Source organism: Nocardia sp. NBC_00511 (assembly GCF_045161165.1).
Taxonomy (GTDB): domain Bacteria; phylum Actinomycetota; class Actinomycetes; order Mycobacteriales; family Mycobacteriaceae; genus Nocardia.
The window spans coordinates 4,178,495-4,198,210 of record NZ_CP107849.1 but is presented as its reverse complement, the minus strand read 5'-3'; the positions used below and the strand labels follow the sequence as shown (position 1 = coordinate 4,198,210).

General features: G+C 68.6%; 18 protein-coding genes. 10 read left to right on the top strand and 8 right to left on the bottom strand.

Annotated elements, in window-relative coordinates; all coding sequences use genetic code 11:
* Position 1: 1 nt before the first annotated feature.
* Positions 2 to 586 carry a TetR/AcrR family transcriptional regulator gene (locus OG300_RS19780; protein WP_405498058.1) on the bottom strand — a complete coding sequence of 195 codons (585 nt, stop codon included), beginning with the start codon at positions 584 to 586 and terminating at the stop codon, positions 2 to 4.
* Positions 587 to 714: 128 nt separating this feature from the next.
* Here OG300_RS19780 and OG300_RS19775 point away from each other — a divergent pair, with 128 nt between their 5' ends.
* The 3 genes from OG300_RS19775 to OG300_RS19765 all read left to right on the top strand — a co-directional run bounded on the left by OG300_RS19775 (position 715) and on the right by OG300_RS19765 (position 2,601).
* Entirely contained in the window at positions 715 to 987 is a 273-nt protein-coding gene (locus OG300_RS19775; protein WP_405498056.1) for a hypothetical protein, read from the top strand.
* A gap of 40 nt (positions 988 to 1,027) precedes the next feature.
* Positions 1,028 to 1,840 carry a carboxymuconolactone decarboxylase family protein gene (locus tag OG300_RS19770; protein ID WP_405498054.1) on the top strand — a complete coding sequence of 271 codons (813 nt, stop codon included), beginning with the start codon at positions 1,028 to 1,030 and terminating at the stop codon, positions 1,838 to 1,840.
* 224 nt (positions 1,841 to 2,064) lie between these two features.
* On the top strand, positions 2,065 to 2,601 hold the full coding sequence (locus tag OG300_RS19765) for an NlpC/P60 family protein (RefSeq protein ID WP_405498052.1): 537 nt from the start codon (positions 2,065 to 2,067) through the stop codon (positions 2,599 to 2,601).
* Between the two features lie 6 nt (positions 2,602 to 2,607).
* Here the strand turns inward: OG300_RS19765 and OG300_RS19760 are convergent, their stop codons facing one another.
* Positions 2,608 to 3,021 (bottom strand): organic hydroperoxide resistance protein, encoded by a 414-nt coding sequence (locus OG300_RS19760; RefSeq protein ID WP_405498050.1) that lies wholly within the window; start codon positions 3,019 to 3,021, stop codon positions 2,608 to 2,610.
* Positions 3,022 to 3,129: 108 nt separating this feature from the next.
* Here OG300_RS19760 and OG300_RS19755 point away from each other — a divergent pair, with 108 nt between their 5' ends.
* A complete protein-coding gene (locus tag OG300_RS19755; protein WP_405498048.1) occupies positions 3,130 to 3,669 on the top strand; it encodes a TetR/AcrR family transcriptional regulator in 540 nt (179 codons plus the stop codon).
* Here OG300_RS19755 and OG300_RS19750 read toward each other — a convergent pair.
* Positions 3,666 to 4,685 (bottom strand): hypothetical protein, encoded by a 1,020-nt coding sequence (locus tag OG300_RS19750; protein WP_405498046.1) that lies wholly within the window; start codon positions 4,683 to 4,685, stop codon positions 3,666 to 3,668. The two genes, OG300_RS19755 and OG300_RS19750, sit on opposite strands and share 4 nt — an antisense overlap.
* A 56-nt stretch (positions 4,686 to 4,741) precedes the next feature.
* On the opposite strand from OG300_RS19750, the gene OG300_RS19745 reads away from it, so the two are divergent.
* Positions 4,742 to 5,185, top strand: coding sequence for a MarR family winged helix-turn-helix transcriptional regulator (locus tag OG300_RS19745; protein ID WP_405498044.1), 444 nt, complete (start codon positions 4,742 to 4,744; stop codon positions 5,183 to 5,185).
* Between the two features lie 18 nt (positions 5,186 to 5,203).
* Here the strand turns inward: OG300_RS19745 and OG300_RS19740 are convergent, their stop codons facing one another.
* Positions 5,204 to 6,241 carry an alpha/beta hydrolase gene (locus OG300_RS19740; protein ID WP_405498042.1) on the bottom strand — a complete coding sequence of 346 codons (1,038 nt, stop codon included), beginning with the start codon at positions 6,239 to 6,241 and terminating at the stop codon, positions 5,204 to 5,206.
* 226 nt (positions 6,242 to 6,467) lie between these two features.
* Positions 6,468 to 7,346, bottom strand: coding sequence for a UTP--glucose-1-phosphate uridylyltransferase (locus OG300_RS19735; RefSeq protein ID WP_405498040.1), 879 nt, complete (start codon positions 7,344 to 7,346; stop codon positions 6,468 to 6,470).
* A 275-nt stretch (positions 7,347 to 7,621) separates the two neighbouring features.
* On the opposite strand from OG300_RS19735, the gene OG300_RS19730 reads away from it, so the two are divergent.
* The 3 genes from OG300_RS19730 to OG300_RS19720 all read left to right on the top strand — a co-directional run bounded on the left by OG300_RS19730 (position 7,622) and on the right by OG300_RS19720 (position 13,076).
* Entirely contained in the window at positions 7,622 to 8,947 is a 1,326-nt protein-coding gene (locus OG300_RS19730; protein ID WP_405498602.1) for a DNA polymerase IV, read from the top strand.
* A gap of 202 nt (positions 8,948 to 9,149) precedes the next feature.
* Entirely contained in the window at positions 9,150 to 9,656 is a 507-nt protein-coding gene (locus tag OG300_RS19725; RefSeq protein ID WP_405498038.1) for a hypothetical protein, read from the top strand.
* A 114-nt stretch (positions 9,657 to 9,770) separates the two neighbouring features.
* Entirely contained in the window at positions 9,771 to 13,076 is a 3,306-nt protein-coding gene (locus OG300_RS19720) for an arabinosyltransferase domain-containing protein (RefSeq protein ID WP_405498036.1), read from the top strand.
* 13 nt (positions 13,077 to 13,089) lie between these two features.
* Here OG300_RS19720 and OG300_RS19715 read toward each other — a convergent pair whose 3' ends face one another.
* Together OG300_RS19715 and OG300_RS19710 are read right to left on the bottom strand one after the other, a co-directional pair.
* Positions 13,090 to 13,596: a hypothetical protein gene (locus tag OG300_RS19715; protein ID WP_405498034.1), complete on the bottom strand. Its 507-nt coding sequence runs from the start codon at positions 13,594 to 13,596 to the stop codon at positions 13,090 to 13,092.
* Positions 13,597 to 13,732: 136 nt separating this feature from the next.
* The gene (locus OG300_RS19710; RefSeq protein WP_405498032.1) at positions 13,733 to 14,008 is read right to left on the bottom strand and encodes a hypothetical protein; all 276 of its coding nucleotides are present in this window, start codon (positions 14,006 to 14,008) and stop codon (positions 13,733 to 13,735) included.
* Between the two features lie 171 nt (positions 14,009 to 14,179).
* On the opposite strand from OG300_RS19710, the gene OG300_RS19705 reads away from it, so the two are divergent.
* Positions 14,180 to 16,663 carry a tetratricopeptide repeat protein gene (locus tag OG300_RS19705; protein ID WP_405498030.1) on the top strand — a complete coding sequence of 828 codons (2,484 nt, stop codon included), beginning with the start codon at positions 14,180 to 14,182 and terminating at the stop codon, positions 16,661 to 16,663.
* Positions 16,664 to 16,675: 12 nt separating this feature from the next.
* A complete protein-coding gene (locus tag OG300_RS19700; protein ID WP_405498028.1) occupies positions 16,676 to 18,199 on the top strand; it encodes a hypothetical protein in 1,524 nt (507 codons plus the stop codon).
* Positions 18,200 to 18,319: 120 nt separating this feature from the next.
* Here OG300_RS19700 and OG300_RS19695 read toward each other — a convergent pair whose 3' ends face one another.
* Complete coding sequence (locus tag OG300_RS19695) at positions 18,320 to 19,711, bottom strand: DUF6777 domain-containing protein (RefSeq protein ID WP_405498026.1); 1,392 nt, start codon at positions 19,709 to 19,711, stop codon at positions 18,320 to 18,322.
* Positions 19,712 to 19,716: the final 5 nt, after the last annotated feature.

Below are 19,716 nucleotides of genomic sequence, written 5' to 3'. Positions count from 1 at the left end.
CTCAGGCGCCGGGCCTCGGGCGCAGGCCGTCGAGGATGGGCTCCACCATCTCCGGGGCATCGTCGAGGTCCCCGAGGCCGAGCAGGAAGCGGACGTAGATCGGCCCGTAGAGCATGTTGGTCATGACCAGGGGAGTGAGGTCGCCGCGGATCTGCCCCGCGGCGATGGCGATCTCGAGGCGGCGCATGCCCGCGGTGGCGCGCGGTTCGACGAAGGTGTCGCGCACCATCGCCATCAGCTGCGGATCGTGCTGGGCCTCGGCGATCACGCCGCGGTAGACGCAGCCCACGTCCCCGGCGAACATCCGGCACAGTCCGGTGACCTGGGTCTTCAGGTCGGCGGCGATGTCCCCGGTGTCGGGAAAGTCGGTGGCGGAGCCGATCTGGTGGTTGATGGCCTCGAGCGCGATGGCCCCCTTCGACGGCCACCAGCGGTAGATGGTCTGTTTGCCGACTCCGGCCGCGGCGGCGATGGCCTCGATGGTGAGTTTGCCGTAGCCCTTGCGCACGGCCAGGTCGAAGGTGGCGTCCAGGATCGCCTGATGTGATCGGGCGCTGCGCAATTCGGGGTTCGGGGGCGGTGACATGGATCGATCATACCTCTGAGCGAGACGAACCGTCTCGTCTTGACACGGCGGGGGCGTCGATCTAGATTCTTGTGAGACGAGACGGACCGTCTCGTTCGAATCGGGAACGCGGTCGCTAGGAGCGAACAATGACCACCTTCACCACAGTGCCGACCACCAGCGTCACGCTCGCTACCGCCACCCCGGCCCCCTCGGTCCACCGCCGCGCCCTCATCACCTGGCTGGCCGTCTACCCGACCATCACCCTCGCGCTGGCCCTGCTCGGCCCGGCGCTGGCGAGCCTGCCGCTGCTGCTGCGCACCCTGGCGCTCACCGGCATCGTCGTCCCCACCTCGGCCTACCTGCTCATCCCGCTGCTGATGAAGGCCGACCACCACCTCACCCTGCGGTCGCACCGCTGACCGTCGTTCGCGCTTTTCCGTCGAAATCGAAAGAGGAGTCATGACTTTCACCGAAACCGGCACCGCCGACCGCTACCGGCGCGGACTGTCCGTCCTCGACGAGGTGGGCGGGCTCAGCGGCCGCGCGGTGGTCGATCGGCTCGCCGACCTCGCACCCGACCTCGGCCGCTACGTCGTCGAATTCGGTTACGGCGACGTCTATTCCGACCCCGGCCTGACCCTGCCGCAACGTCAGCTCGCCACCGTCGCGGCCCTGACCGGCATGGGCACCGCCGCCCCGCAGCTGCGCTGGCATATCGACGGCGCGCTCAATGTCGGGGTCACGCCGGCGGAGGTGGTGGAGACCATCATCCACATCGGCCTGTACGCGGGTTTCCCCGCCGTCCTCAACGCGCTGGCCATCGCCCGGGCCGCCTTCGCCGAGCGCCCCGAGGCCGGGAATCCGGTGGGGGACAGTCAGATCCGGCCCGAGGAGACCAGCCGACAGCGGTACGAGCGCGGCCTGCGCAAGCTCACCGAGGTCGACGGTGACGCCGCCGACCACATCTTCGAGACCCTCGCGGGCACCGCTCCGGACCTAGCTCGCTATCTCGTGGAGTTCGCCTTCGCCGACGTGTACTCCCGCGCCGGGCTGGACCTGCCGACCCGTGAGCTGATCACCATCGCGGCCTGCACCGCCATGGGCACCGCCGCGCCGCAGCTGCGGGTGCATCTGCACGGACTTTTGAATGTGGGCGGCACGGTCGCGGAGGCGGTCGCGGTCATCACGCAGATGGCGTCCTATGCCGGGTTCCCGGCCGCGATCAACGGCATCGCGGCATTGCGTGAGGTGCTGGCTCAGCGCGAGTCGTAAACGATCGGCAAACACTCGCGGGCAGGTTCGGCGACAGCGTGCTGCCGGCGCGTCACAATACGCTCTGATCAGTCAATACCGAGTCGCGGTGAGATGTGTCTCGCGACACGCCAGCCATGGTTCTCTTGTGGCCCCTGTGACTGTTGCGATAGAACGGCTATCAGCTAGCTAATTCATGTCTTGCTGAAGCGGTTCCCGCGGTATCCCGATCAGAGGGGCGCGTCATGGCTCGAAGGCTGCTACAACGATTCGGCTCGTTCGTCACGACCACCTCGGTGCTGGCGCTGGCCGCCGCGCTGGCCGCCGGAATGGCCCACGCGGACAGTGGTTCCGCGTCGGGGTCGGCGTCCGGCAGTGCCAGTGGTTCGGCCTCGGGCAGCGCCAGTGGTTCGGCGCAGATCCCCATCGCCAGTCCGCGCGCCATGGTCGCGTTGAGCCTGGCCACCACCCAGACCGGCAAGCCCTACCGGTGGGGTGGCACCGGTCCGGACGACTGGGACTGTTCGGGGCTGGTGCAGTGGGCTTTTCGCAGTGTCGGCATCGATATGCCGCGCACCACCTGGCAGCAGGCGGACGCGGGGCTGGAAGTGCCCAACAGCTCGATACAGCCGGGAGACGTCGTCATTCTCAATGGCGACGCCTCCCATGTCGGCATCTACGCCGGTGGCGGCAATGTGCTCAACGCCTACGACTGGGGTGTCCCGGTGGGACTGACCCCGCTCGCGCAGTTCGACGTGTACACGATCCGCCGGTTCTTCTGAATTCGGTTACTCCACAACCAGTTCCACGGGGATGTTGCCCCGGGTGGCCTTGGAGTAGGGGCATACCTGGTGGGCGGCCTCGACGAGCTCGCGGCCCTGCGCGTTCTGCAGGTGCTCGGGCAGCTCGACGTGCAGCACGACGGAGATGCCGAAGCCGGTCTCCTCGTCCTTGTGCAGGCTGACGTCGGCGGTGACCGAGGTGTCGCCCAGGTCGATGTCCTGGTTGCGGGCCACGGCCTGCAGCGCGCCGGCGAAGCAGGCCGAGTAGCCCACCGCGAACAGCTGCTCCGGGTTGGTGCCGTCGCCGCTGCCGCCGACCGCCTTGGGCTGGGCCAGCTTCAGGTCCAGGTAGCCGTCGGAGCTGACCGAGCGGCCTTCGCGGCCGACCGAGGTGGCGGATGAGGTGAAAAGCGTGGTCATAGTGATCTCCCTAGACAGACTTGTCTGTTCACGTTCGACTACAGAGTAGACAGATCTGTCTGCTATCGTCAACAGGAGATTCGATTTCGGAAGGAGCGCTGGTCGGCCATGAGCGAGGCCCGCGAACGTCTACTCGACACCGCCACCCGGCTGTTCTACAACGAGGGCGTGCACACCGTCGGCATCGACCGCATCATCGCCGAGGCCGGCATCGCGAAGGCCACCTTCTACCGCCACTTCAAGACCAAGGACGACCTCGTCGTCGCCTACCTGACCAGCGAATACGCCCGCCAGCGTGCGCTTTTGGAGGCCATCCCCGGCGACGGCGTGGACTCCATCACCGGCATCTTCGAGCGGCTGGGCGAACTCAGCTGCGGCCCCGGCTTCCGTGGTTGCCCGTTTCTCAATGCGGCAGTGGAGTTTCCGAATCCCGAACACGCCGTGCGGCGCGTCGTCGACGACTACCGCGCCTGGTTCCGCGACCTGATGGCCGAGCGGCTGCGCACCGCCGGGCATCGAGAAGTCGAAATCACCGCTCGCGCACTGCTGCTCACCCGGGACGGCGTCGCCATGAGCGGCGGCCTCGGCGACGACGAAACGGTCCGGGTGGGAATCCGGACCGCCCTGTCGCACTTGGCTGTTCGCTAGACGCCGACCGTCTCCTCCATCTCCGCCTCGGCCTCGACCGGGGATTCGAGTTCCTTCGCGGCCGCCCGCTTCTCGGCCAGTGCCGCGATCATCATGAGCGCCACGCCCGCGGCGAACCAGGCGAACAGCGCGGCCAGTCGGCTGCCGAAGCCCGCGCCGTCGAAGTACAGCAGTCCGCGCGCACCCTCGACGAAGCCCGCGCCGTTCCAGAACCGGTGCAGCGTGCCGAAGAAGTCGTTCTGCAGCCACGGGCTGTAGACGCCGCCGGAGCTGGTGAAGTTCAGCATCACGAACAGCACCATCATGACCAGCGTGGTCCAGCGCTTCAGGAAGGTGTGCAGCCCGATGCCGACGAAGATGATGCCCGCCGAGTACAGCCAGCCCATCGCCCATACCGCGGCCAGATCGTGGCCGACCACATGGAAGATCGGGCCCGCCAGCGCCGCGCCGATCAGGCTCACCGCCAGCGAGGTGACCAGTCCGATGAGCGCGCGAATCCGCATGGACAGTCCCGCGCCCGCCGCGCCGATGGCCGCGACGCTGCCGTAGGAGCCGATGCTCAGGGCCACCAGCAGGAAGAAGATGCCTTGCGCGGTGGGGTCGCCGGAGCTCGGGGTGGTGACGTCGGTGGTGGTCAGCGGCACGCCCTGGTTGGTGGCGACCTGATCGAAGACGAGTTCGACGGCCATCGCCGTGGTGTCGGATCCGGCCTTGGCGACCAGCAATTCGGGATGCTGGGCGTCCGGGACGTAGGCCCCGGCCAGATCGCGGTGGCGCAACTGGTTCACGGCGTCGTCGCGAGTCGGCACGGTGATCACGTCGAGGGCGTTGCCGCCCTTGTCCTTCAGCGTCTGCGCCAGCACCTTGACCTGCGGGCTGTCGCCGACGACCGCGACCGCGAGGTGGTTGGGCTCGGGCTGGTGGAACGCGCCGAGGTAGGCCAGTCCCATGCCGAGGCACATGAGCAGCGGGGTGAGCAGGTGGACGGCGACGTGCCGGATCTGAGGCGAGGCCATGCGATTCATCTCCAATAGTTGGTAAATACAACCAAGCGAAGTTGTACTCTACAACCATGAATGAACAGGCGGCATTCCCGGACCGGGCCCGTGCGATCGAGGTCATACAGCGCGAGCTCACCGCCTTCGCCCGCCGGGCGCGCGGCCGGGCCAGCGAACTGCATCCGGAGCTGTCACTGGTGGCGTCGAGCATTCTCGATCTGGTGATCGAGCGGGACGGCTGTCTGGCCGCCGATCTGGCCGGGCACTTCCACCTCGACAAGTCGACGGTCAGCCGTCAGGTCGCGACCCTCGAGTCGGAGGGCTACCTCATTCGCGAGTCCGATCCGGCCAATCGCCGCAACCATGTCCTGCGCGCCACCGCGGAGGGGCGTCGCCTGGCCCGCGCCGCCGCGCGCCGCCGCACCGACGCCTTCGCCGACCGCGTCCACGACTGGGACGACACCGACCTCGAGCGCCTGGCCGGATATCTCACCCGCTACAACGCCGCCGACGAGTGACCCGCAACAGCCTGCGGCTCAGCTGGTTTCGGCGAGGTCGAGGCCCTTGGCCAGCACCGGCCAGGAGGCGCGCAGGGCGTCCTGCCAGTAACCCCAGGAATGCGTGCCCGCCTGGGTGATGTCGAAGGTGGCGGGGATGTGCAGATCGTGCAGCCGGGTCTTGAGGTTGCGGGCGCACCAGTCGCTGGCCGCCTCCAGGATGCCGCCGACCAGGATCTGCTGTGGCAGACCGCCGTCCGCGGGTCCGAGGCTGCGCAGGTCGGCGATATTGTCGTGGCGGCCGGGCAGTCCGCTGCCGTTGGAGATGTAGAGACCCAGCCCGCGCAGCGCATCGGCATGCAGCAGTGGATCATTGGCCGCCCAGGCCGGATCGTCCATGGGCCCGTACATGTTCACCGGATTGCCGCCGCCGACCGACACCACCAGATCGGCGAACTTCTGCCCGACCGGATCGCTGATCTGCGCGCACCCGCTGTAGGCCGCGACCGCCTTGTAGAGGCCGGGCTGCGCGATGGCCAGTTGCAGCACCGAGGTGCCGGACATGGACATGCCCGCGATGGCGCTGAGCCCGTCGGAGCCCAGCGCGCCGTCGACGATCGGTGGCAGTTCCTCGGTGAGGAAGGTCTTCCACATCGGTTGTCCCAGCCGGGGATCCGGGGTGCGCCAATCGGTGTAGTAGGTGAACGCGCCGCCGATCGGCATCACCACGTTGACGTTCTTGTCCTCGAAGAACTGGGTGGAGTCGGTATTGCGCTTCCAGGTGGCGGTGTCGGTGCCGCCGCCCGCGCCGTTGAGCAGGTACAGCACCGGGCGCGGCCGCGAGGCGTCGGCCGGGCGCTGCACGTCGACCGCGAAATCCGTTCCCATGGCGGCGGAATGGACGTGCAGGGTGAGATTGCGCGCGTCGTGGATCTCGAAGGAGCTGATCCGGCTGCCGTCCGCGGAGACGGGGGTGGCCGCGAGTTTCGTGGAGCCGATGATCGGATCCGGGGGAGCGGCTTGCGCGCTGCCCGCGCCTGCGGCGAGGGTGAAACTGCCGACCAGGGAAACGCACATGGCCACGAGCGTCATCGCCCGGGTACCGAATCCGCCTAGCAAAACCGACCTTCGATCTAACGGGTGTCCCGACCCGTCAGGATCATCGCTGACCGTGCCCCGATGTTTCGGGTTTTGACAGAATCCACAATCGCGGGGGCGCGGGGTCGGGACGGATCACAATGCGTTGCGGCGCATGCCAACTGGGCCGCGCGGTGCTACCGCGCGGTCCCGGATGTGACGAGGGTTACTCCGCGACGAGCTGCCGCAGCAGCGGGCCGTACTCGGGATGCGCCAGCGCCGAGGCGAATTGCGCGGTGAGGTAGTCGAGCGGGTTGCCGGTGTCGTACCAGCTACCCCGAATCACCTGGCCGTACACCGGGTTCTCGGCGGCGAAGATATTGATGGCGTCGGTCAGGTACACCTCGCCGGTGCGGTGGGTGTACCAGTGGTCGACCTGCTTGCGCAGTTCGGCGATGATGCCGGGCGTCACCACGTAGCCGCCGATGGCCGCGTACGACGAGGGCGCGTCGGTCGGCTTGGGCTTCTCCTTGAGGCCGCTGATGCGCATCAGGCCCTCGCCCGCGGTCTCCTCGACCACCGGGACGCCGTAGCGCTGCGACTCCGACGGGTCCATCGGCATCAGCGCCAGCACCGGAGCGTCGGTCTTCTCGTAGGCGTCGATGAGCTGCTGGGCGCGCGGCACCCCGGCGACGAACACGTCGTCGGGCCACAGCACCAGCATCGGCTCGTCGCCCAGGTGGCGGGCGGCGTTGAGGACCGGGGTGCCGTTGCCGTACGGGCCGTGCTGGTCGAGGTAGGTGATGTGGCCGCGGCGGCTCAGCTCGCCGACCTCCTCGACGGCGTCGGCGTAGGCGGCCTTGCCGTCGGCGTGCAACTGGGCGACCAGGGCCGGGTTGGGGCGGAAGTGGTCCTGGATCAAGGACTTTCCATTGCTCACCACGATGGTGATGTCGGTGATGCCGGAGGCGACGAGCTCGCGGACGGTGTGTTCGATGACCGGCTTGTCGCCCACCGGGAGCATTTCCTTGGGGATCGCCTTGGTCAGCGGCAGCAGGCGCGAACCGATCCCGGCGGCGGGGATCACGGCCTTCCGAATCGTCATGGTCCGATCATCACACACCGGCGTATACGGACCTGTCGGTTGTGGCGCGTAGATTCCGTCTGGTGCAGCCCTCCGACCAGCCCGCAAACACCGGCATCATGGCTGGTCGCGGCGGTGATACGGGGGTCGTTGGGGGAGCGTTCGGCGCGGTCGGGCAAATCCGGGATTCGCAGCCGGTTCCGAGCGATCTCACGGCCGAACGGCAGCTTCGGGCGGGGTTTGCGGCGGCGGCGCCGCGCGGGGTGGGGCAGCGCCGCTGGGTGCTGCACATCGACATGGACGCCTTCTTCGCCTCGGTCGAGCAGCTGACCCGGCCCACCCTGCGCGGGCGGCCGGTGCTGGTGGGCGGCATGGGCGGGCGCGGCGTGGTGGCGGGCGCGAGCTACGAGGCGCGGGTGTTCGGGGCGCGCTCGGCGATGCCGATGCATCAGGCGCGGCGGCTGGTCGGCATGTCTGCGGTGGTGATCCCGCCGCGCGGGGCGGTGTACGGAGAGCTCAGCGGGCAGGTGTTCGAGGCCCTGCGCGCGCGGATCCCGGTGCTGGAGACGCTCTCGTTCGACGAGGCGTTCGGTGAGCCCGCCGAATTGGCCGGGGCCACACCCGATCAGGTGCGGGAGTTCTGCGAGGGCCTGCGCACGGCGGTGCGCGAACGCACCGGGCTGGTGGCGTCGGTGGGTGCGGGCAGCGGCAAGCAGCTCGCCAAGATCGCCTCCGCGCTGGCGAAACCCGATGGGGTGCGGGTGATCTCGGCGGCCGAGCAGACCGGGTTCCTGGCGGCGCTGCCGGTGCGCAAACTGTGGGGGATCGGGCCGGTGGCCGAAAGTCGTTTGCGCTCACTGGGTATCGAGACGGTCGGGGCGTTCGCGGCGCTGCCGGAGGCGGAGGCGTCCTCGATTCTGGGCGGCAGCATCGGGGTGGCGCTGCACCGGTTGGCGCGCGGGATCGACGATCGCCCGGTGGCCGAGCGTGCGGAGGCCAAGCAGATCAGCGCCGAAACCACCTATGAGACCGACATTCTCACCCTCGCGCAGTTGCGTCCGGCCATCGACTCCATGGCGGTGGCGGCGCACCGGCGGCTGACCAACGACGGCCGGGCGGCTCGGACCGTGGTGTTGAAGCTCAAGCGCACCGATATGAGCATCGTGACGCGGTCGTCCACGCTGCCGTACGCGACCGAGGACCTGACCACGCTGACCGCCGCCGCCCAGCGTTCCGCGCTGGACCCGGCCGAACTGGGCGCGATTCGGTTGGTGGGTGTGGGTTTCGCGGGCCTGTCGGAGATCCGCCAGGAGTCGCTGTTCCCGGAACTCGATCAGGCGGTGGCCCCCGATGCCGCGGTCTCGGAGGAGCCGACGCTGGGTCTGGCGGACGTGCCGGATCCGGTGGTGCCGCCCGCGACTCGCTCCTACACCACCGAAATCTGGTATCCGGGCCTGGATGTCGAGCACGCGGAGTTCGGGCACGGCTGGGTGCAGGGCGCGGGGCACGGCGTGGTGACCGTCCGCTTCGAGACTCGTTCCAGCGGACCGGGTCCCGCGCGCACCTTCGCGGCCCAGGATCCGGCGCTGACCCGCGCGGATCCCCTCGCCAGCCTGCGCTGAGCCCGGATTCGACCTAGGCTGAACACACGTAAGAGGTGTTTGCGCCAATTATGAGGATTCGGACTGAAAAAGCCGCGCCACCCTCCTCGGAGGGGGCTTACCGCGTCATGCGTTGGTAGGGTCGGGCCTCGTGCAGCGTCGCTCGGTCGGGTGTAGCTGTCACGTTGTCGAACGGACCTACTCGAACGCAAAGGACGAGCAGTTGAAGCTTCAGAAGACTGGACGTATCGCGGTCGCCGCCCTGGCTGTCGTGACCGTACTCGGGCTGTCGGCGTGTGGGAGCGGTGACAAGAAGACCAGCAGCACTCCTGCCAAGACCTCCACGTCGAAGACCACCTCCGCGGCCTCCACGAGCTACCCGCCGGCCCCGACCGCGGCGGACCTCAACACCGAGCTGCAGAAGGCCCTGGACCCGAATGTCCCGGATGCCGACAAGCTCGACATGCTGCAGGGCGTCTCGGCGGATCCGAACCTGCCTTCGCTGCTGAGCAACGCCTACAAGCAGAACAACGCGACCATCAGCGTCACCAACGTGACCGATCTGGGCAACGGCACCATCACCGCCGACGCCTCGGTCGCCGTCAACGGTGGCGCCCCGCAGAACGCGGTGGTCCCGTTCGTGGCCGAGGACGGCAAGTGGAAGGTCCAGAAGGAGTGGATCTGCAACATGCTGTCGCTGGCCAACCAGACCTCCCCGGCCTGCTCCTAGCCGAATCCCAACCAGGCCCGGCCGCCCCGACGGGGTGGCCGGGCCTGGTTGTTTCCTGGCAATCGGGGACAGGGGGGAGCGGTCACTAATGAGTTCCGCTTAGGATCTGCGGTCGTGACCGACGTGTTGGAGAAGGCGGGGCAAGCGTCCGCCGGTGGTGCCAGAGCTGATCTCGTTGCCCCGAGATCCGGGGGATGGGAACGGCCGCTCGCGCTGATCGCCGGTCTGATCGCGGTGCTGGCCGCACTGGCGGTGCCGTTCCTGCCGGTCAAGGTGGATGCCACGACTCTTACGTGGCCGCAAGGCAATTCGACGCAGAGCATCGAAGCGCCGCTGGTGTCGTACGCGCCCTTGACTTTCGATGTGACGCTGCCCTGTTCGGCTGTGGCGCAGCTGGGTTCGAAGGGCGGCACGCTCGCCGCCACCGCGCCCAACGGTGCGCCGGATCTCGAGCGCTACGGCTTCGTGGCCCGCGTCACCGCGGCGGCCACCGGCACCGACGGCGTGACGACGCCCGCCAAGCTGGAAGCCGTCCTGCATCATCAGACATTGCTCAGCGTCCCGGTCGATCAGCTGGTCGCCGGATGCGCGCTGACCGTGCACTCCGACATGCAGCAGACTGTCGCCACGCTCAGCGGGACCGCGGTCACACCGGTCACGCTGACCGGCGACTACCGCCCGCAGCTGGTCGGCGTGTTCAGCGATCTCACCCTCGCCGACGGCGCGAAGGTCACCGCCCAGGTCGACAGCCGCTTCTCCTCGACGCCGAGCCCGGTCAAGCGGATCGCCATCTGGACCGCGGTCCTCGGCACCCTGATCGCCCTGTTCGGACTGTTCCGCCTGGGTCGCCGCGACGGTCGGCGCGACCACCGGTTCCTGCCGCGGCAGTGGTGGACGTTCAAGCCGGTGGACGCCGTGGTGCTGGGCACGCTGGTGCTGTGGCACTTCATCGGCGCCACCACCTCCGACGACGGCTACCAGTACGGCATGGGCCGCACGTCCATCCACGCCGGGTACATGGCCAACTACTTCGGCTACTTCGGTGTCCCCGAAACCCCGGTCGGCACACCGTATTACGACCTGATCGGGCATATGGCGCTGATCAGTCCGGCCAGCGTGTTCGTGCGACTACCCGCGCTGCTGTCGGGCATCCTGATCTGGCTGCTGCTCAGTCGCGAGGTGATTCCGCGCCTGGGCGCGCGGGTGCGTCGCGACCGGGTCGCGGTGTGGACCGGCGCGCTGGGTTTCCTCGCGGTGTGGCTGCCCTACAACAACGGTCTGCGCCCCGAACCGCTGGTGGCGCTGGGCGTGCTGCTCACCTGGGTGTCGGTGGAGCGGGCGATCGCGACCGGACGGCTGCTGCCCTACGGCGTGGCCATCCTGGTGGGCGCGCTCAGCTGTACCGTCGGCCCCTCGGGTGTCATCTGCTTCGCGCCGCTGCTGGCCGGTATCCGGCCCATGTGGCGCATCCTCAACCGCCGCGCGAGTGAACTCGGCAAGCCGGTGCCCGCGGGTTCGAGCACGTGGACGATCCTGCGCGCCCGCTTCGGCGGCTACCTGACGCTGACCGCGCCGGTGGTGGCCGCGGGCGCGGTGGTGCTGGCGATCATGTTCTGCGATCAGCCCTTCACCTCCATGTCGGTGATGCGCCGGGTGCACACCCTGGTCGGCCCCGACGTGCACTGGGACGGCGAGTACATCCGCTACCAGTACCTGTTCATGCCGACCATCGACGGTTCGCTCGCGCGCCGCTTCGGCATGTTCGCGTTCTGGATCGGCCTGCTGGTGTGCGTGTTCGTGTTGCTGCGCAAGGGCGGCCGGATTCCGTTCACCGCGCCGGGGCCGGTGCGCCGGGTGCTGGGCTCGGGCGTCGGCGTGATTCTGCTGATGATGACCACGCCCACCAAGTGGACCCACCACAACGGCGTCTACGCCGGATTGGCCGGTGTGATAGCGGTTCTGACCGCGGTCGCGGTCGGGCCGCGGGTGATGAAGTCGCCGCGCAACCGGACGTTGTTCGCGGCGGTGATCGCCTTCGCGATGGCAATGGCGTTCTCCAGCATCAACGGTTGGTGGTACGTCTCCAACTGGTCGATCCCGTGGAACGACAAGTCGGTGGTGCTGGCCGGGTTCGGCGTGGACAAGCTGTTCCTGGTGCTGGCGATCGCGCTGCTCGGCCTGGCCGGATGGTTCCATGTGCGCGCCCCGCAAACCCCAGGGCCGCACCGGATCTCGAAGTTCGGCTGGCGACTGGTGGCGATCCCTCCGCTGACCGTGGCGGCCGCGTTCATGGTGCTGTTCGAGGTGGCCTCGCTTGCCAAGGGCGCGGTCACCCAGTACCCGGCCTACTCGCTGGCGCGCTCGAATATCGATGCGGTGCTGGGTGAGCCGTGCGGTATGGCCCGGGATGTCCTGGTGGAGAAGGACCCGAACGCGGGCATGCTGAAGCCGCTCACCGGTGACGCGCACACCGCCTTCACCTCGGACGCGGTCGGCTTCACCCCGCAGGGCGTCGCGACGGACCTGCGCGCCGACGACGACACCAGCGACAACGGGGGCAGCGTGTCCGCCGCGGTGAGCGGTCGCAGCACCACCACCGTGGACGGAACGTCCACCGCGCCACTGCCTTTCGGTCTCGACTCGAACACCCCGGTGCTGGGCAGCTACAACAGCACCGAGGCCGTCTCCACGCTGACCACCGGCTGGTACGGGTTGCCGCAGGCCCGCGACCGCAACGGCATCATCGCGCTCGCCGCGGCGGGCCGCATCCGCTCGGTCAACAAGGACGGCGTGGTCACCCCCGGCCAGTCCGTGGAGATCGAATACGGGGTGCCGGAGGCGGACGGGTCCATCACGCCGCTGGGCCGGGTCACCCCGATCGACATCGGCCCCGCCCCGACCTGGCGCAACCTGCGGGTGCCGTTCACCGATATCCCGATGCAGGCCACCGCGATTCGCGTGATCGCCTCGGACCGGGACAGTGACGCCAAGCAGTGGCTGGCCCTCACCCCGCCGCGCGTCCCGCAGACCACCACCCTGCAGGACTACGTCGGCGCCACGAAGCCGGTGCTGCTGGATTGGGAAGTGGGCCTGCAGTTCCCGTGCCAGCGCCCGTTCGATCACCTCGACGGCATCGCCGAGGTGCCGGACTTCCGCATCCTGCCCGATCGCGGCGGCGCGGCCATGACCACGCTGTGGCAGAGCCACGACGGCGGCGGTGCGCTGGGCTGGAGCTCCATGCTGGTGCGCCCGTACACCCTGGCCACCTATCTGGACAACGACTGGCGCAACGACTGGGGCGAGCTGCAGGAGCTGCGCCGCATCGACTCCTCGGCGGTGACCGCGAAACCCAGCGTGACCGTCGAAAGTCACAGCGGCCTCTGGAATCCCGGCCCGATCAATGTGACCGGCTGGCAGTAAGCGGCGTTCGGCGTCAGCGCCGGAACGGCAGGGCGATCACCCCGTGGTCGCCCGGCCGTAGGTCGGAGGCGGCGTGCCGGACGAACCGTTCGATCCGCTCGCCCGCCTCGATGCCGCGCCGCCGTCGTTCCTCGGCGTCGATGGCGCGGTGGATGGCGTCGATGCGTTCCACGACGTCGGTGGCGATCTCGCGCAGCCCGGGGTCGTCGGTGAGGATCTGCATTCGGGACAGTTCTTCGAAAAGGACTGCGCGGCAACGGTGCGCGGTGCCGATGGCGGTCCTGGCCTCCGGGCTGCCCGGCAGTTCCGACACCAGCTGCCAGCGAGTGAGCTCGCTGAGCCGGTAGTGGATGGCCGCGCCGCTGAAGCGGCTGTAGGCGTCGAGTCGTTCGCGCCGTTCGCGTTCGAGTCGCTGCCGGGTGGCCGCGCGTTCGCCGAGGGCGCGCTGGATCCAGAAGGTGAGCAGCGCGCCGAGCAGGGTGGCCGCCGCGCCGGTGATCGAGGTCCACAGCGCGATCATGTGGTGCTCCGTTCGCCGGATGAGGGAGGGAGCAGGCCGACCGACCCCTCGTAATCGCGCCGAACCCCCTGTTCCGCCGCGCTTTTCACGATCGACCTGCTCCGGGTGCGGCCGACCGGGTCGAGCCGCCGCATATTCAGCCGTGGTCGATGTCGCGCACCTTGCTGTCCTGCTTGCCGAGCGTCTTGCAGAACGCGGCGGCCGAAACCCGGTTCGCCGTGACCTCGAGACCGGTCGGGTTCTTGCCCTTGTCCTTCAGGAATTTCGTGATGGTGTCGGTTTGCTTGGACGTATCCTGCTTCAGGAAGTCCTTGCAGGTGGTGTCGCCGCCCGCATTGGATGAGCACCCGGACAGCAGCGCCACGGTGACGCCGACTCCGGCGACGAACCCGGCGGTTACCTTGCGTCCCATACGTTTTCTCGCTCTCGTTTCCCGTTACGGCGCGATCGCCGCGCCGTCCGGAATCCATGACACCGCCGATACACCCCGATATGCGGTGTCCCCGAGCAGGTCCGGACAACGTCGTACGGTTCGGCGGTCCTGAACGCGGCTAGCGTGGCCACGGGACGGAGGGAGCCGACGGTGACCGGAGCAGATCGCAACGGCCTCGATGCGCCCGATCCGCGCCGGATCAGCTCCCGGCGCGAGTTCGGCCGCGAACTGACGCTGGCGCGGCGGCGCAGCGGGCTCAGCGTCCGGCAGGTCGCCAATCGGGTGGGGTTGCCGCCCAGCACGCTCGGCGGCTACTTCGCGGGCGCGCACCTGCCCGCCCTGCAGCCCCCGAACCTGCTCGGCACCCTGCTGGGGGTGCTCGGCATCGAGCGCGGCGACGAGGTGCGGCGGTGGTGGGACGCGTACTGGCTGGTGCGGGAGGGGCCCGCCGAATCGGTCGAGACCGCGCTCGCCGGGGAGGCCGCGCGCATGCTGGTGTCCACCCGCGCCCCCGTCGATCGGCTCGTGGTCGAACCGCGACTGCGCGGTCGCGACGACCTCGTCCGGCTGCTGAGCGGGTGCGCCGACGGAACGGTGGCCGGGCCCGCCGGTGTGCATGTGCTGCAGGGGCTCGGCGGCTGCGGCAAGAGCATGATCGCGCTGACCGTCGCCGAACACGCCCTGGCGGCGGGCATCGCCACCTACTGGATCGCCGGGAACGACGCGGCGACCCTGGCCGCCGGAATGCACGCGCTGACAGTGCAATTGGGTGCGGCGGGCTATCTGTCGCAGGGCGGCAGCCCGCCGGATACGCTGTGGCGTTGTCTGGCCGAGTTGCCGCATCGCTGGCTGCTGGTGCTCGACAATGTCGACGACCCGCAGGTGCTGGCGTTGCCCGGCGCGCGGATCAGTGACGGCACCGGCTGGTTGCGACGGGTCGCGGGGGAGCGCGGGACGGTACTGGTCACGACTCGTGATGGGGATCAGGCCATCTGGGGTGCGGAGCCACCGGGATGGCTGTCGATTCACCGGGTCGGGGGACTGCCGGCCGCCATCGGCGCGCAGGTGCTCGCGGATCTCGACCCCGCCGGTGCCGGAAATCTTTCCGGCACAGGAGATCTCGCGGAGGCGGCCGAGCTGTCGGAGCGGCTCGGCGGATTGCCGTTGGCGCTCATGCTGGCCGGGCGCTATCTCGCCGAGTCCCGGCGCGCCCCGGCGTTCTTCGGGGTGACGGCCGTACCCCGGGGTTATCGCGAATATCGGGATGCCTTGCAGCACAGTGGCTATCGAGACCTGATGCCGGAACACGGGCGGGGCGACGAACGTCTGGTGATCGGGTCCAGCTGGCGGCTGTCGCTGGAACTGCTGGCTCGCCGGGGCGTCCCGCAGGCGACCACCCTGCTGGGCACGCTGGCCTGCTTCGGCACCGAAGCCATCCCGTACGGGGAGCTCCTCGACGTCGAAACACTTTCGGAAACACCACTTTTCGAGGGCGTCACGGCGCGCGGTGTGTGGCAGGCATTGCGGGCGCTCGACGACCTGGGATTGATCGCGGTCGACGATTCCGGCGTGTCTGGTTCCGTCACCCTGCACCCGTTGGTGCGGGACATGGCGCGCCGCGATGTCGCCTCCGCCGATCTCGCCGCCGATCACCTGCGCACGACGACCACACTGCTGCGCGCCGCCTTACGCAACGCGCATCCGAAATCGCCTGCGGCCTGGCACAAATGGCGGGCCCTGCTGACCCACTGCACCGCGCCGCTGGATCTGCTGGCGGTGCTGTCCACGGTGACCCCGGCGGTCCGGGGCGCACTGCAGCTCGGTGGTGACGCGGCACAGTATCTGCGCGCCAGCGGGTTACGCGAACAGTCGGATGCCACCTTCGGCCTGGTGCTGCACCGGTGTGCGGGACGGCTCACCGACGCCGATCCGCTGCGCCTGGACATCGAGCACAATTTCGCGCGCCTGCGCTACGACCAGGGCCGGTACGCGGATGCCGAACAGCTCTACCGCTCGGTGCTGGCCCGCCGTCGCACGGTCGCGGGCTCCGATCACCCCGACACGCTGACCACCCAGCATTATCTGGCTCGCACGCTGCGTCGGCTGTGCAAGTTCGAGGAGGCCCGGGGACTGTCGCAGCAGACCTATCTGACGCGCCTCGAGCTGCTCGGCTCCTCGCACCCCGACACCCTCACCAGCCGTCAGGGCATCGCGGATCTGGTGCGCGCACAAGGTGATACGGCGCAGGCGGAGGCGATGTACACAGAAGTGCTCGAGGCTCGCACGGCGGTGCTCGGACCCGAGCATCCCGCCACCCTGTCCACCCGCCAGTACCGTGCCGAACTCTTGCACGCCCGGGGCCGTGTGGCCGAGGCGGAGGCGGAACTGAGCCGACTGTGGCCCGCCAATCAGCGCGTCCGCGGCCTCGACCATCCGCGCACCCTCGCAGTCGGCCGCGCGCTGGCCGACGTCCACCACGCCGCCGGGCACCTGTCGGAGGCCGCGCGGGTGGCCTCGGTCGCCGCCCCCGCTGCCCAGCGCCTGCTGGGACCCACCCACCCGATCACCGTCGCCCTGCGCAGCCGCCTGGATGCCCTCGAATCCGAACGCGGCGAACCACCTTCACCCTCGTAGAACGGAGGATCCATGCCGGACCTGTATCGCGGACTCGACCCGGAGCTCGCCCGCGGGCTGGACCCGCATGTCGCCGAGATGCTGGCGGTCTGGGCCGACCTACACGGCCGCCACTACGCCCTGGATCGCTGGCTGGTGAACGGCCGCAGCCGTCAGCCCGTCGCCGTGGTTCGTGAAACCGACAGCCATAAGGTCGAATGCACGATGCTGGTGCTGAAAGTGCTGTCGGCGGAACGTGATTCGCTGCGCACCAACGAGTTCGCCCGGCATCGCCGCGCCGAGCGGGACGCCGCCGACTTCGCCGCCGCCCACCTGAGCACCTTCGTGCACGACGCGGTCCCGGTGTCGCCCCGGCAGTGGATCACCTTCCAGCGCATCGCCGCCAACGCCTTCGAGAACACCGAGGTGCTGACGGTGCTGCTGCGCCGCATGCTCGGCCTGGCCGACGAGATCGAACCACCCCACGCACGTGAGCTCACCTGTCGCCCGGAGGTGTTCACCGATGCCTGTCGCAGCATCGTGGCAGGCGTACTCGGCGACTGGGCGGGCAAGCCGTACATCCTTCCGGACCAGAAGTGGAGTCCCGCACAGTTCTTCGCCTCGCACCTGTTCGACCAACTGGAACCCGACGGCCGCCTCGCCACCTGGTCGCGCAACCACCCCGCAGCGCTGCTGACCCTGGACGGCGAACCCGCCCCCCTGCCGAACCCGTTCGCGGTAGCGCGCGGTGAACTGTTCGCCGACACCCTGATCGCACCCCTCACCGGCCACAGCCACGGCGACCTGCACACCGACAACGCCCTGATCCGCGTGCGCCCCCACACCGACGTCACCGACTACTACCTCATCGACACCGCCCTCTACGACAGCGTCGGCCCCCTCACCCGAGACCCCGCCCACCTCCTGCTCTACATCATCGCCCGCGCCATGGAAGCAGTGTCCCCACCCCAGCAATCCCCCCTGATCGAAGTCCTCCTCGACCCGATCACCGGCCCCACCCACCTCCTCCCCGGCTGGCTCGCCACCCTCATCCAAGGCATCCACACCGAAACCACCTCCTGGATAGACAAATCCGGCCTGGCCCCCGCCTGGCGCACCCAATCCCACCTCTCCCTGGCCGCCTGCGCCCTCCTCTTCCTCGGCCGCACCTCCACCCGCCCCCAAGACAAACCCTGGTTCCTCCGCCTGGCCGCCCGAGCCACCGCGAAATTCGCCCAGGAACACTCCCTCCCCTGGACCACCCTCCCCACCCAGCCGCTGACGCCCACCCCGTCACCCCTTGCCCCACAACCAGATTCGCAACTCACCCCGAATATCGTGCCGTCCAACCACCCCAACACAGCCAACACAGCCAACGCCGCCGAGTCGGCGAATCATGTCCCGAACGCCGACCCGCAGATCGCCGCGACCCCACCCACCGCATCGGAACCCGAGCCGTCCGGCCGCAGGAAAAAGAGCCGCTACACCGTGAACGTCCGCGACGGCAAAGGCATCCAAATCGGCGACAACGGCCACCAACACAACGACTTCCGCTGACTCGGTTTCATGATCAGGGAGCTCCCACCGCGAAGTTTTGTCCGGTTCTGGACGGTGAGAGGTCCCTGATCATGATTGAGTCGGTACCAGAGGCCGATCAATGGACGCTGTGGCCGCGGACTATTGGGGTGCGAGGGTGAAGGTGGCTTTGCCAAGTGAGCCGATTTCCGGAGTTGCGCCGGTGCCGTCGAAGCGGAACTTTGTGTGTTCGCCCCAGGGAATCCGCGTCAGTCTGCCCACATCGGTCAGGTGATACCCGTAGTCGGTGGTGTCGACCGTCGATCCGCTGACGCACGTCATACTCACTGTCTCGCCGAACTTGTTCGGTAGCGAGCAATCAACGGTCGATAGTCCAGTGCCGAAACCCACCTCGTAGTGGAAGGCGAAGCCGTCCGCGGTCTGCTTGACGGTGCCGCTCACGCTGTTGCCCTGCACCGTGGTGTACGACGAACTCAGTACCCATACGCCTGACAGATCCAAGGGTGCTTCGGGACTGTTGCTTCGGGCAGTTGTCGGCGCCTGCGATGTCGTGATCGTGGTCGTTGGTGGGGTGGTCGGTGTTGGTGTGGGCGTTGTGGTTGTCGGCCAGTCGGGGTGGTCGAGGTCGCGGTCGCCGGTGGTTCCGACAGGGCGGTCGAATGGGTTGCCGGTTTTGTTGTCGATCAAGGTGATTCGGATCAGCGCCGCTCCGGGGGACACTGCTGCGACTCGTTTGGCGTCGAATCCTGGCCACGGTGTGCCACTGAAGGTTGGGGTGTGGGGGAGGGCGGTGGGGAGGGTCAGGGGTGCGCCGCTGAGGCTTCGGAATCGCGGGACGCCGTGGTTGTCCACCAGGACTGCGGTTCCGGCCTGGAGGATCGATTGGTGTGGAGTTGGTTTGCCCTCCACCAGTGTGTAATTCGTGACTCGCTGGTCGACGCGGAGCAGAACCGGAGTGAGTTCCCGGAGGTACTCAACGAGATCCGGGCCGGTGATCGCTTTGCCGTGGGACCAGGTGAGGGTCGAGTCTGCGCCGAGAGCTGTTGCGGCGGTGGCTGCTTCGGAGGGGTGGTCGGTGTAGAAGGTGATGATGGCGTCGCGGTCGGGGAGGGTCTGATTCCTGGGGGCGGTGTAGAGGCCGGGAAGATCGCCGGAGTACGGCTTCGCCGCCGCGGAGCTGCCGATGCCGGGGAGGTCGACTACCGGCTGGGTGCCTTCGGGGTGGTAGACCGGTGGGGCGGTGGGCATGAAAGGGTTGTTGCCCTGTTGATCTCCGGGTTCGAGGAGGACCTCGGGTGGGCCCAGGGCTTCGGATTTGGTGGTCAGGGTCACGGTGGCGGCGATCGCGCCGGAGGCGGCGAGCAGCGCCACGATGATGGCGACGATCAGGCCGAGGCGGGTGAGGCGCAGGTTGTCGTCGCGGGTGCGGTAGAAGAGGTTGTACTGGGTGGCGGAGTCGCCGATCTGGACGCCGTCGGCGTGGCGCGCGTCGGCGGAGTAGTCGGCACCGGACTCGTCGGATTCCTTGGTCACCCGGC

Coding starts and splice junctions, on each gene's coding strand:
- OG300_RS19780 (WP_405498058.1), bottom strand. CDS start 586: ATGTCACCGCCCCCGAACCCCGAATTGCGCAGCGCCCGATCACATCAG.
- OG300_RS19775 (WP_405498056.1), top strand. CDS start 715: ATGACCACCTTCACCACAGTGCCGACCACCAGCGTCACGCTCGCTACC.
- OG300_RS19770 (WP_405498054.1), top strand. CDS start 1,028: ATGACTTTCACCGAAACCGGCACCGCCGACCGCTACCGGCGCGGACTG.
- OG300_RS19765 (WP_405498052.1), top strand. CDS start 2,065: ATGGCTCGAAGGCTGCTACAACGATTCGGCTCGTTCGTCACGACCACC.
- OG300_RS19760 (WP_405498050.1), bottom strand. CDS start 3,021: ATGACCACGCTTTTCACCTCATCCGCCACCTCGGTCGGCCGCGAAGGC.
- OG300_RS19755 (WP_405498048.1), top strand. CDS start 3,130: ATGAGCGAGGCCCGCGAACGTCTACTCGACACCGCCACCCGGCTGTTC.
- OG300_RS19750 (WP_405498046.1), bottom strand. CDS start 4,685: ATGGCCTCGCCTCAGATCCGGCACGTCGCCGTCCACCTGCTCACCCCG.
- OG300_RS19745 (WP_405498044.1), top strand. CDS start 4,742: ATGAATGAACAGGCGGCATTCCCGGACCGGGCCCGTGCGATCGAGGTC.
- OG300_RS19740 (WP_405498042.1), bottom strand. CDS start 6,241: ATGTGCGTTTCCCTGGTCGGCAGTTTCACCCTCGCCGCAGGCGCGGGC.
- OG300_RS19735 (WP_405498040.1), bottom strand. CDS start 7,346: ATGACGATTCGGAAGGCCGTGATCCCCGCCGCCGGGATCGGTTCGCGC.
- OG300_RS19730 (WP_405498602.1), top strand. CDS start 7,622: ATGGACGCCTTCTTCGCCTCGGTCGAGCAGCTGACCCGGCCCACCCTG.
- OG300_RS19715 (WP_405498034.1), bottom strand. CDS start 13,596: ATGATCGCGCTGTGGACCTCGATCACCGGCGCGGCGGCCACCCTGCTC.
- OG300_RS19710 (WP_405498032.1), bottom strand. CDS start 14,008: ATGGGACGCAAGGTAACCGCCGGGTTCGTCGCCGGAGTCGGCGTCACC.
- OG300_RS19700 (WP_405498028.1), top strand. CDS start 16,676: ATGCCGGACCTGTATCGCGGACTCGACCCGGAGCTCGCCCGCGGGCTG.